We start from the raw sequence: 11,336 nt of genomic DNA on the forward strand, positions 1-11,336 counted from the left end.
GGCCGCACAGTTCCCCGCGCCCCTAAAAGAGAAAAGATTGCGCCGTTCCCCGCGCCCCTGATGAGCGTGGCTGAGGTGGGTGCGTAGGTGCGGGTGGGTCGTGGCTGGGTGCGCGGTTCCTCGCGCCCCTAAAGGCAAAAGACTGCGCCGTTCCCCGCGCCCCTGAAGGATCGCAAGTGGCCCCCCACCCTTCCGGCAGCCGCCCTTCGGACGAAGGGGTCGCGTCGGGGTTTCCGATCGCAGCACGACCTCTGATGGGCAACCAGTAGGTACCGGATGACACAGCTGCGATCGGATGCCCCGTCGCGGCCCCGACCCAACCACCCAAAGGCGGGCGCATCTTTCAGGGGCGCGAGGAACCGCGCACCCCAGCCCCACCCAACCCCGCGGAGCGAACCGTCACAATGGTGATCATGAGCTCGCCCCTGACCTTCCACCCGGTCCTGCAGCGAATCGCCCAAGAGATCGCGGACGCCCCCGACCGAGGCCGCCCGGCCGACTACATCCCCGCGCTCGCGGCATGCGACCCGCACAGGTTCGGCATGGCGGTCGCGGAGCTGGACGGCACGGTGTACGGCGTCGGCGACTGGCGGCAGCCGTTCTCGACGCAGTCCATCACCAAGGTTTTCACCCTCGCCCTGGACCTGGCCAGGGAGGGCGACGAACTCTGGGAACACGTAGGCCGCGAACCCTCCGGCAACCCCTTCAACTCCCTCGTACAGCTGGAGTACGAGAACGGCATCCCCCGCAACCCGTTCATCAACGCCGGCGCCCTCGTCGTCACAGACCGCCTCCACACCAGGACCGGCGACGCCGCAGGCACCCTCCTCGACTTCCTCCGCGCGGAGAGCGGCAACGAACAACTCGCCATCAACAAGGACGTCGCGGCCTCCGAAGCCACCCGAGGCGACCGCAACGCCGCACTGGGCCACTTCATGGCCTCGTACGGAAACATCGAGAACCCGGTCCCGGTCCTCCTGGACCAGTACTTCCACCAGTGCTCCATCGAGGCATCCTGCGCCGACCTCGCCCTGGCCACCGGCTTCCTCGCCCGCCACGGCATCCGCTCCGACGGCAGCCGCCTGCTGACCCAGAGCCAGGCCAAACAGGTCAACGCGATCATGCTCACCTGCGGGACGTACGACGCGGCGGGCGACTTCGCCTACCGCGTGGGCCTGCCGGGCAAGAGCGGCGTCGGCGGCGGCATCATCGCCGTCGTCCCCGGCCGCTGCACGCTCTGCGTCTGGAGCCCCGGCCTGGACGAGCGGGGCAACTCGGTGGCGGGAGTAACAGCCCTGGACCGCTTCACGACCCTCACGGGCGTGTCCGTGTTCTAGCCGGTTCTCCGGGAACGTCCACCCGCTGCGAAGGGCCGTCCGCCGTCCGGTCAGACGGCGGACATGCTCCGGCTGCCGCTCAGAGGGAGAGGCGTCGCTCTCCGGCCACCCCGCGTTGACACGCTGACCGAGTGTTGGCCAAGGGTTTCTCCGTCGATCTGCGTCGCTGTCAACTGCTCGGGCTCACGGGCTCGGTCGTCCTCGCGCTGGGAGGCGAGACGGCCGGAGCACTGCCCGTAAGGGAGTTGCCGGCCCTCGCGTCCGGACGGGCGGCGCTCGGGCTGGTCGGCGTGTACTTCGGAGTGGTGCTGCTCATAGCGGCCTGGGCCCTGCTGGGACGCGTGATCCGAGGGCCCGAGCCGCCGAGCCCGCGGGCACTCCTGGTCGTACTCGGCGTATGGGCAACGCCGTTGCTCCTCGCGCCACCTCTCTTCAGCCGTGACGTCTACAGCTATCTCGCCCAGGGCGCGATGGTCGACGCGCACATCGACGTCTACACGCACGGCCCGGCGATACTCGGCGGCCCGCTCGCGGACGAGGTCGCCCCCGTGTGGCAGCGGACCGCGACACCGTACGGACCTGTCTTCCTCGCGGTCTCCTCCGCGCTGTCCGGGCTGACCCGGGGCGAGGTGCCCGCAGGGCTGTTCGGGATGCGGGTCGTCGCGCTGCTCGGCGTGGCGCTGATGGCGGCGGCGCTGCCGCGGCTGGCCAGACACAGCGGCGCCGACCCGGCCGCCGCGCTGTGGCTCGGCGCGCTCAACCCGCTCGTGCTGCTGCACCTAGTCGCCGGAGCGCACAACGACGCCATCATGCTCGGCCTGCTGGGCGCGGGACTGGTGGCGGCACTCGGCCGGTGGCCCGTCCTGGGCGCCGTGCTCGTCACGCTCGCCGCCCTCGTCAAGGTCCCTGCCCTGCTCGGCCTCGCGGCCGTCGTGGCCCTCCAGGTGCGGACCGGCCGGAGCATGGCGAGAGCCATCGCCACGACCGTGGCCGCCGCGGTGGCCACGACCGTCGCCGCAACGGCCGCCGCCGGTACGGGATACGGCTGGATAGGTGCCCTCAAGACGCCCGTGTCGCCGGAGAACCTGTCGCCCACGAGCATCCTCGGCCGTGCCACCGGTGCCCTTCTCCAGGGCCTGGGCAGCGACCTCGCTCCCTTCGCGCTGCCCGCCTGGCACGCCCTCGGCCTCGTGGCCACCGCCGTCGCCGTACTCGCCATATGGCTGCGCAGCCCCCGCCTCGGCCCCGTATACGCGCTGGGCCTCAGCCTGGCGGCGGTGGCCGTGCTCGGCCCGGCCATCCGCCCCTGGTACGCGCTGTGGGGGCTGTTCCTCATCGCCGCGGCGGCGCCCAGCACCTCCGTACGCCACCGGGTCGCGGCCGTGACGGGGGCCCTCGCGCTCGCGGTGCTGCCCAGCGGCGGTCCGCCGGATGCCGAGCAGCTGGCCCTGGCGGTGTCCGGCGGGATGCTCGCGCTGGTCGTGCTCTGGCAGGCGCACCAGGCGACGACCGCGCCCGTCCTGGGGCGGACCGCATGAGGCTGACCGGCACAGACCGCGGGCGGCTGCTCTTCGTGCTCGCCCTCGCCACCGCCGTGGCCGTGTTCACCGCGACCGTGCCGCTCCTGCGGGACTGGTTCGACCTGCGGGTCTACCACGGGGCCGTCGACGCCTGGATCCACCACGGCGGCAGCGTCTACGACTACCGGGTGCCGGGGACGGCGTACGGCTTCACGTATCCGCCGTTCGCCGCGGTCAGCATGCTGCCGATGGCGCTGTTCGGACTGCACGCGGCGATCGCCGTGGGGCTGCTGCTCAACCTCGCCGCGACGGCCTTCGTCCTGCACGTCCTGGCGGGGGAGAGGCTGCGCCGGCACGGCTGGTTCGGGCTCGCCGTCACGGTCTGTCTGCTCGCCCTTCTCGAACCGGTCCGCGACACCTTCAGCTTCGGCCAGGTCAACCTCGTGCTGCTGGCCCTCGTCCTCGGTGACGCCTGGCTGCTGTCGACGGGCCGTACGCGCTGGGCGGGCGTCGGGATCGGGCTCGCAGCCGCGATCAAGCTGACGCCCGCGATCTTCATCGTCCTGCTGCTGCTCGCCAGACGTCCGCGAGCCGCCGGAACCGCGGTGGGCGTCGCCGCGACCGCCACCGCGCTCACGGCCTGGGTCATGCCCGACGCCTCCCGCTTCTACTGGACCGAGGCGGTCTGGGACACCAGCCGCATCGGCCGCCTCGACTACGTCTCCAACCAGTCGCTGCAAGGCGTACTGGCCCGGCTCGCCGACCCCGCCGAACCGAGCCGCGCCGCCTGGGCGTTGGCGGCGGTGGCCGTGCTCGGCGTGTGGGTGTGGCGGGCGCGCCGGGCACTGGCCGCGGACGACCTCCTCGGCGCCTTCGCGCTCACCGGGCTCGCCGCCTGTCTCCTCAGCCCGATCACCTGGGTGCATCACCTCGTCTGGCTGCTGCCGTCGCTCGCGATCCTCTTCGGGGAGGGACTCAGGCGCAGGCGGCTGCTGTGGATCTCGGGCGGCCTGTACGTCCTGTTGTGCAGCAGTGTGGTGTGGCTGTGGTTCGACGACGCGTCCGGCATCGACGGCTTCGTCGGCAGCAACACATACGTGTGGATCACCCTCGGCCTGCTCCTCGGGCTGCCCGTCGGTCAGGCACGGGTGAACCGCCCGCCGTGGAGGCGCAGGACCAGCGACACGGCACCCGCGCCCAGTCCGGCGGCGCCCGCGAGGGTTCCCGCCTCCCCCAGCCAGCCGACGGAGCCGTCCTCGGCCGCCATGGCCGCGGGCACTGCCGTCGGTCCCGCCGTGGACACGCGGCGCGGCGGCAGGAGCGAGCCCACCGGTTCGACACGCCCGGCGGCCCCGAAGCCCCAGTCGAGCAGCGAGCGCGCCTCCTCGTACACGGCGAAGCCGCCCGCCTGAGGAGCCATCACCGTGACGACGAGGGTGCGCCCGTCCCGGCGTGCGGCGGCGACGAGTGTGTTGCCCGCCTGGGAGGTGTAGCCGTTCTTGACGCCGACGAGCCCCCGGTAGGGCGCGACGCCGTCGGCGCCGGTGAGCAGCCGGTTGGTGTTCTGGATCTCGAAAGACCAGCCTCCGGCAGGGAACTTGGCGCGGACGGTGGCGGCGTACCGTGCGAAGTCCGCGTTGCGCAGCCCGGCCCGCCCGAACACGGCCAGGTCGTACGCGGACGACACCTGGCCCGGCGTGTCGTACCCGTCCGGCGAGACGACCCGCGTGTCGCGGGCGCCCAGGGACCTGGCCTTGGCCTGCATCTGTGCGGCCGTGCTGCGCCAGCCGCCGTTCATCTCGGCCAGTACGTGCACCGCGTCGTTGCCGGAGTTGAGGAAGACGCCCCGCCACAGGTCGGCGGCGCTGTAGGTACGCCCCGCGGCGATGCCGACCCGACTGCTGCCGGGGCCGACGCCCGCCAGTTCCTCCTCCGTGACGGTGTGCCGGACCGCCGCGGGCAGCACCGGTAGCACGGTCAGCGCGAAGAGGGTCTTCAACGTGCTGGCGGGCGGCAGCTTGAGATGGGCGTTGTGTGCCGCGAGCACCTCGCCGGTGCCGGCGTCGGCCACCACCCACGACCGCGCGGAGACGTCCTGCGGCACTTTGGGCGCCCCGGCCCGGGGCCGTACCTGGGTCCCGGGCCGGTCCAGCGTCGAGGGCCGCGCGGTGGCGGGTTTCGACGCGGAGACATGAGGGGTGGCCGGGGCGGCTCCGTCGTGGGCGGCGGCCGTTTTCGGCGCGAAGGCCAGCGCGCCCACCACACAGGCGGCGGAGCAGCAGACGGCCGCACGCGAAGGAAGTCCGATTGTCATACTGCCAACCTAGGAACACGCAGGTCACATCCCCGGCTGCCCGGGCCGGGCGGCGGCATCGAGCACCCGGATGCCGCAGCGTCCCTGGACCCGCCCGGTCCGGGGCGGGCCCGCGAGGTCCATCCCTACTGGCCCGTGGGCACGGTCGGCTGGACCTGCCGCAGGAACGTCGCGTTGTCCGGGGTCCGGCGCAGCTTGTCCAGGAGTGTCTCCAGTCCGGCCTGCGGGTCCCCGCGGGAGAGCAGGGCGCGCCGCAGACCGCGTACGGCCCCCAACTCGGCGGCCGGGACGAGGAGTTCCTCGCGGCGGGTGCCGGACGGGGTGATGTCGACGGCGGGGAAGACCCGTCGGGACGCGAGGCCGCGGTCCAGGCGGAGCTCCATGTTGCCGGTGCTCTTGAGCTCCTCGAAGTAGTAGTCGTCGGCGCGGGAGCCGGTCTCCACGAGGGCGGTGGCGATGATCGTGAGCGAGCCGGCCTCCTCGGTGAGGCGCGCGGCTCCGAAGAACCGCTTGGGCCCGTGCAGCGCTGCCGCGTCGACACCGCCGCTGAGGGTGCGGCCACTGGTGGCGGCCGCGTTGTTGTGCGCCCGGCACAGCCGGGTCAGCGAGTCGAGGAGGATCACGACGTCCTGGCCGGCCTCGACCAGCCGCTTGGCGCGCTCCACGGCCAGCTCCGCGAGCGCGATGTGCTGCTTCGGAGCCTGGTCGAAGGTGGAGGCGAGCACCTCACCCCGTACGGAACGGCGCATGTCGGTGACCTCCTCGGGCCGCTCGTCGAGGAGTACCACCATCAGATGGGCCTCGGGGTGGTTGCCGGCGACGGCGGCGGCCATCTGCTGGAGCAGCACGGTCTTGCCGGTCTTGGGCGGGGCGACGATCAGGCCGCGCTGGCCCTTGCCGATCGGCGCGACCAGGTCGATGAGGCGGGTGGTCGCACCGCCCGCCGGGTGTTCGAGCCACAGCCGCTCACGCGGGTGCAGCGGGGTCAGGTCATGGAAGTGCGGGCGTCCACGCAGCTGTGCTGCAGGCAGGCCGTTGACCCGCTGGACCTCGGTGAGGGCCCGCTGCTTGCCGCGTACGCCTTCGACGAGGTCGCCCTTGCGCAGTCCGTGTCGGCGGATCAGCGCGGAGGAGACCTGAAGGTCGGAGGGCCCGGGAAGCAGGCTCTGGGCGCGTAGGTGGCCCTGCCCGTTCGAGGTGATGTCGAGTACGCCGGTGGCCTGCTCCTGTGTGACGGGAGTGGGCGGGCGTTCGAGTGTGGTGGTCATGGTGGGTGTCCTTTCGCGGACGGTTCATGTGGTCATGAGGGATGGGGGAGAGGCCGGATCGGGGGCGGTATGGACACACCCCGGCTCGGCGGAGACATCACCTCTCGTGCCGCGCCGTGCCATGCCGTGTACGGCGGACGGGGAATCCCGTGGCCGGACACGTCGTAGGAGTCGCAGGGCTCGTACGCGTTGTGCCTGTACGAGGAGAGGTGGTGCAAAGAAGCTGCTTCGCCGGTCGGAAGGGACGGGCGGTTCAGCTGGATGAGAGGTACTTCGGCACCGGCGCCCGAGAAAGGGGCGTACACAAGTGCTGATGGCACTGTAGCACTACTCCCTCCGGCGAGGGCCGGATGGCCGGATCCCAGGGCGTTGACACGGGAGATGCCTCGCGCCACGGTGGTCGGCATGGTCGATGCCGGGATCGTCGAACGCGTAAGGGAACTGCGGCCGTTGATCCGGCGGAACGCGCTTCTGGCCGAGCGGGAACGGCGCGTGCCCGACGAGGTCGCCGCCGCGCTGAACGGCACCGGCATACACCGGATGAACGTCCCGCGCCGCTACGGCGGTTACCAGACCCCGCTGCGCACACAGGTCGACGCCTTCGCCGAGATCGCCGTCGAGTGCGGCTCCACGGCGTGGATGACACTGAGTCAGGCGGGGGTCTCGTACATCGCGGCGCTCTTTCCCGACGAGGCGCAGGACGACTTCTTCACCGGCCTGAGCGGACCCGACGCGAGGATCGGCGGCACGCTCATACCCGGCGCCACGGCGGTGCCGTACGACGGTGGCTATCGGGTGGACGGCGCCTCGGCCTTCGCGACCGGCTGTCATCACGCGGACTGGCATCTGCTGACGGCCGCCGTAACGCCCGCCGACGGTTCGCCGCCGGAAGGGCCGCCCGAAATGATCTGGGCAGCGGTGCCGATGTCCGAGCTGGAGATCCTGGACGACTGGCATGTCACAGGTCTCGCCGGTACTGGCAGCAACACCGTCGTGGCCCGGAACATTCCCGTCCCCGCTCATCGCGTGCTTCCGGTCGGTCCGATGCTCGCCGGGCAGATCCCCTCCAAGGCGAACGCGGACGACCCCTTCTACCGCATGCCCGTGCTGCTGTTGTTCTGTGCCTGGGCCGCGCCGGTGGCACTGGGCCTGGCCCGGGCGGCGATGACGGAGTTCGGCGAGCGCATCCACCGGCGCGGCATCACGTACACCTTCTACGAGCGGCAGAACGAGGCCACCGTCACCCATCTCCAGGCGGCCGAGGCGCAGATGAAGATCTCCAGCGCCGAACTGGTGGCCGCCCGGCTGACCGCCGAGATCGAGACCAAGGCCCGTGACGGAGCCGAGTACACCTTGGCGGAGCGGGCCAGGATCCGGGCCGAGAGCGGCTATCTGACCCGCCTCTGCAAGGAGGCCGTCGATCTGCTCGCCTCCGCCGCCGGCGCCTCCTCGCTCCAGCGGGAGGTGCCCATGCAGCGCATCGCCCGCGACATCAACGCCCTGTCCCTGCACTCCTTCATGAACCCGGCCACCAACCTGGAGATCTACGGCCGCGTCCTGTCGGGAGTCGACCCGGGAACGCCCTTCCTGTGACGGGGACGGTGACCGTGGCGGACGGCGGCGAGGGCGACGGCAACGACGACGGTCAGGAGACTCGGTTGGACAGCACCCCTGCCATGAACACCCCTGCCATGAACACCCCCGCCATGGGCACCCCTGCCACGCCACCGCACCGGATGGACCCGGCCGGCGGCTGCCCGCACGCCGACAACGCGCGCCTCCTCGCGCGAGGCGCCGTCGCGTCGGTCGTTCTGCCGGGCGGTGTGGAGGGCATGGCGGTCCTCGGGCACGAGGCGCTGAAGGAGTTCCTCGCCCACCCCGAAGTCGCCAAGGACGCAGGCCACTTCACCGCGCTGCGGGAGGGGCGGATAGCCAAGGGGTGGCCCTTGGCGACCTTCGCGACCGTACGGGGGATGACGACCGCGGACGGGGACGACCATCGGCGGCTGCGCTCGCTGGTGAGCAAGGCGTTCACCGCCCGGCGGGTCGAGCAACTGCGGCCCCGGATCGAGGAGTTGACGGACGGACTGCTCGACGACCTGCACCACGCGGCCGAACAGGGCGGGGGAGTCGCGGACCTGCGCGAGCACTTCGCGCTGCCGTTGCCGATGGGCGTCATCGGGGAGTTGCTCGGGGTCGACGCCGAGTACCGCGACCGGCTGCACCACCTCTCCAACCAGGTCGTCGCCACCGACATCCGGCCCGACAAGGCCCTCGCCGCGAACAAGGAGCTGGTGGCCGTGCTGGGCGCGGTGGTCGCCGACCGCACCGAGCGGCCGGGCGACGACCTCACCAGCGCGCTGATCACCGCCCGTGACGAGGGCGGTGACCGGCTCACCCACGAGGAACTCATCGGCACCCTGGTGCTGATGATCATCGCCGGGCACGAGACCACGCTGAACCTCATCACCAACGCCGTACGCGCCCTGTGCGGCCACCCGGACCAGCTGGAGCGGGTCACGAACGGCGAGGCGAGCTGGTCGGACGTGGTCGAGGAGACCCTGCGCTGGGACGCGCCCGTCAGCTACTTCCCCTTCCGCTATCCCGTGCGGGACCTGACCGTCGACGGGACCGTGATTCCTCGCGGCACGCCCGTCCTCTCCGGCTACTCGGCTGCAGGGCGCGACCGGGCCGCGCACGGGCCCGACGCCGACCGCTTCGACGTCACCAGGCCCGCCGGGCCCGGCACCACCCGGCATCTGTCCCTCGGCCACGGCGCCCACTACTGCCTAGGCGCCCCGCTGGCCCGTCTGGAGTCCACCATCGCCCTGGAGCGGCTGTTCGCCCGCTTCCCCGGGCTCGACCTGGCCATGCCCGAGGCGGACCTCGCCCGCCACTCCAGTTTCGTGGGCAACAGCGTCCGGGCGCTTCCCGTACGGGTGTCACCGCGGGTGTGAAGTCGGCTCTCCCGAATGATCATGGCGATGTGTCGATGAATCATGGGGATGTGTCGATCCGGCGCCGGTCCGTTCGTCGGTGGGGTGCAGGGACCAGAAACCGAGGAACTCAGGAGGACCGGTCATGAAGTACGTGATGTTCATCTGTACCCCGGTCGGCGGCGAGGAGCTCAGCCCCGAGGAGATCGCCGACGACCCCCGCTTCACCTCGTACATCGACGAGGTGCGCACCAGCGGAGTGGTGAAGGGCGGTGCACGGCTGCGGCCTGCCACCGACGCCACCACCGTGCGCGTCCAGGGCGACGAGGTCCTGCTCAGCGACGGGCCGTTCGTGGAGTCCAAGGAGTATGTTGCCGGCTTCGACATCATCGAGGTCGCCGACCTCGACGAGGCCATCGCGCTGGCGTCCAGGCATCCCGCCGCGCTCGGCGGCGGTTCGGTGGAGGTGCGGCCGGTCTGGGAGTGAACGAGGACGAGCGGGCGGACGGCGTCGAGGAGGCCGTCGCCGCCGCCTTCCGAGATGAATGGGGCCAGGTCGTCGCCACCCTGATCAGGGTGACCGGCGACTGGGACCTCGCCGAGGAGTGCGCGCAGGACGCCTTCACCCAGGCCCTCGACCGGTGGCGGCGCGACGGGGTACCGCGCCGCCCCGGCGCCTGGCTGACCACGACCGCGCGCAACCGCGCCCTGGACGTGCTGCGCCGGGAGGCCGTGGGCGCGGCGAAACTGCGGGAGGTGGCGGTGCTGGCACGGGACGGGGGACCGTTCGATCCGCACGACCCGGACTTCGACAACGACAGCGGGGTGGCGGACGACCGGCTGAGGCTGCTCTTCACCTGCTGCCATCCCGCGCTGCCCATCGAGGCCCGGGTCGCCCTGACCCTGCGCACCCTTGCGGGCCTCACCACACCCGAGATCGCCCGCGCCTTCCTCGTCCCCGAGGCGACGATGGCGCAACGCCTCGTGCGCGCCAAGCGGAAGATCCGCAACGCCGGGATCCCGTACCGCGTACCGCCCGCGCATCTGCTGCCCGAGCGGACGACCGGCGTGCTCGGCGTGGTGTACCTGCTGTTCAACGAGGGGTACGCGGCCACGTCCGGCGCCGATCTCCTGCGGACGAACCTCTGCGCCGAGGCCCTCCGGCTCGCCCGGGTGCTGGCCCGGCTCATGCCCGACGAGCCCGAGGTCCTCGGCCTGCTCGCGCTCCTCCTGCTGCACGACGCCCGGCGGAACACCCGCGTGGACGCGGCCGGTGACCTGGTCACCCTGGAGGACCAGGACCGTACGGCCTGGGACCGGGCGGAGGCCGACGAGGGCGCCGCGCTGCTGGAGACGGCGCTGCGCCGCGGGCGGCCCGGGCCGTACCAGATCCAGGCCGCCATCGCGGCCTGCCATGTCACCGCGGCCACGGCCGAGGAGACGGACTGGGCCGACATCGCCGCGCTGTACGGGGAGCTGGCCCGCCACGTGCCGTCCGACGTCGTCCGGCTGAACCGCGCGGTGGCCGTCGGCATGTCCGAGAGCCCCGAGGCCGGTCTGTCCCTGGTGGCGGAGCTGGAGAAGGCGGGCGATCTGGCCGGGTACCACCTGCTGCCCGCCACCCGGGCGGACCTCCTGCGGCGCTCGGGACGCATGAGGGAAGCGGCCGAGGCGTACGAGAAGGCGCTGGAGCTGGTGGAGAACGACGCCGAGCGGCGGTTTCTGGAAAAGCGGCTCGCGGAGTGTCGATCGGCGTAGGCGTGGTTCGTCGGTGGGGTGAAAGCACCCGACGACACCGGAGGATCCGATGACCACCACCGACCCCACCACCCCGCCCGCCGCCTCCGTCCGGCGGACCGACAAGCTCCTCGCCCTGCTGTCACCGCGCCGCCGACGGCCCGTACTCCACGCGGCGCAACCCTCGGCCGATCACAGCCCGGGCGCCGGCCCCGACAGCGGCC

At 72.0% G+C, this 11,336-nt stretch carries 8 protein-coding genes and 1 pseudogene; 7 read left to right on the forward strand and 2 right to left on the reverse strand.

The features are described 5' to 3' along the window. The first annotated feature begins 404 nt into the window (after positions 1–404). From AOK17_RS35465 to AOK17_RS35475, 3 genes are all read left to right on the forward strand, one after another. Positions 405–1,337, forward strand: coding sequence for a glutaminase (locus AOK17_RS35465; protein ID WP_055616706.1), 933 nt, complete (start codon positions 405–407; stop codon positions 1,335–1,337). Positions 1,338–1,468: 131 nt separating this feature from the next. Continuing rightward, complete coding sequence (gene mptB / locus AOK17_RS35470) at positions 1,469–2,875, forward strand: polyprenol phosphomannose-dependent alpha 1,6 mannosyltransferase MptB (protein ID WP_055616707.1); 1,407 nt, start codon at positions 1,469–1,471, stop codon at positions 2,873–2,875. Then, on the forward strand, positions 2,872–4,269 hold the full coding sequence (locus AOK17_RS35475) for a glycosyltransferase 87 family protein (RefSeq protein WP_055616708.1): 1,398 nt from the start codon (positions 2,872–2,874) through the stop codon (positions 4,267–4,269). The genes mptB and AOK17_RS35475 overlap by 4 nt, the downstream gene beginning before the upstream one ends. A 62-nt stretch (positions 4,270–4,331) precedes the next feature. Here the strand turns inward: AOK17_RS35475 and AOK17_RS49170 are convergent. Both AOK17_RS49170 and rho read right to left on the reverse strand, forming a co-directional pair. Continuing rightward, positions 4,332–5,171: pseudogene (locus AOK17_RS49170) on the reverse strand (D-alanyl-D-alanine carboxypeptidase family protein); the annotation flags it as partial. Between the two features lie 125 nt (positions 5,172–5,296). Next, positions 5,297–6,439: a transcription termination factor Rho gene (gene rho / locus AOK17_RS35490; RefSeq protein ID WP_055616711.1), complete on the reverse strand. Its 1,143-nt coding sequence runs from the start codon at positions 6,437–6,439 to the stop codon at positions 5,297–5,299. 405 nt (positions 6,440–6,844) lie between these two features. On the opposite strand from rho, the gene AOK17_RS35495 reads away from it, so the two are divergent. The 4 genes from AOK17_RS35495 (at position 6,845) to AOK17_RS35510 (ending at position 11,133) form a co-directional block, all read left to right on the forward strand. Continuing rightward, entirely contained in the window at positions 6,845–8,032 is a 1,188-nt protein-coding gene (locus AOK17_RS35495) for a flavin-dependent monooxygenase (protein ID WP_055616714.1), read from the forward strand. A gap of 113 nt (positions 8,033–8,145) precedes the next feature. Next, positions 8,146–9,396, forward strand: a complete 1,251-nt coding sequence (locus AOK17_RS35500; RefSeq protein ID WP_425424662.1) for a cytochrome P450 family protein — start codon at positions 8,146–8,148, stop codon at positions 9,394–9,396. Positions 9,397–9,520: 124 nt separating this feature from the next. Next, a complete protein-coding gene (locus AOK17_RS35505; RefSeq protein ID WP_055616712.1) occupies positions 9,521–9,862 on the forward strand; it encodes a YciI family protein in 342 nt (113 codons plus the stop codon). Beyond that, positions 9,859–11,133: an RNA polymerase sigma factor gene (locus AOK17_RS35510; protein ID WP_055616713.1), complete on the forward strand. Its 1,275-nt coding sequence runs from the start codon at positions 9,859–9,861 to the stop codon at positions 11,131–11,133. The genes AOK17_RS35505 and AOK17_RS35510 overlap by 4 nt, the downstream gene beginning before the upstream one ends. The last annotated feature ends 203 nt before the right edge of the window (positions 11,134–11,336 follow it).

Source organism: Streptomyces phaeochromogenes, assembly GCF_001418655.1.
Lineage (GTDB): Bacteria > Actinomycetota > Actinomycetes > Streptomycetales > Streptomycetaceae > Streptomyces > Streptomyces phaeochromogenes.

What these genes read in the sequence shown, in the direction of transcription:
- AOK17_RS35465 (WP_055616706.1), top strand. Translation starts at nt 405, where the DNA reads ATGGTGATCATGAGCTCGCCCCTGACCTTCCACCCGGTCCTGCAGCGA.
- AOK17_RS35475 (WP_055616708.1), top strand. Translation starts at nt 2,872, where the DNA reads ATGAGGCTGACCGGCACAGACCGCGGGCGGCTGCTCTTCGTGCTCGCC.
- rho (WP_055616711.1), bottom strand. Translation starts at nt 6,439, where the DNA reads ATGACCACCACACTCGAACGCCCGCCCACTCCCGTCACACAGGAGCAG.
- AOK17_RS35495 (WP_055616714.1), top strand. Translation starts at nt 6,845, where the DNA reads ATGGTCGATGCCGGGATCGTCGAACGCGTAAGGGAACTGCGGCCGTTG.
- AOK17_RS35500 (WP_425424662.1), top strand. Translation starts at nt 8,146, where the DNA reads ATGGGCACCCCTGCCACGCCACCGCACCGGATGGACCCGGCCGGCGGC.
- AOK17_RS35505 (WP_055616712.1), top strand. Translation starts at nt 9,521, where the DNA reads ATGAAGTACGTGATGTTCATCTGTACCCCGGTCGGCGGCGAGGAGCTC.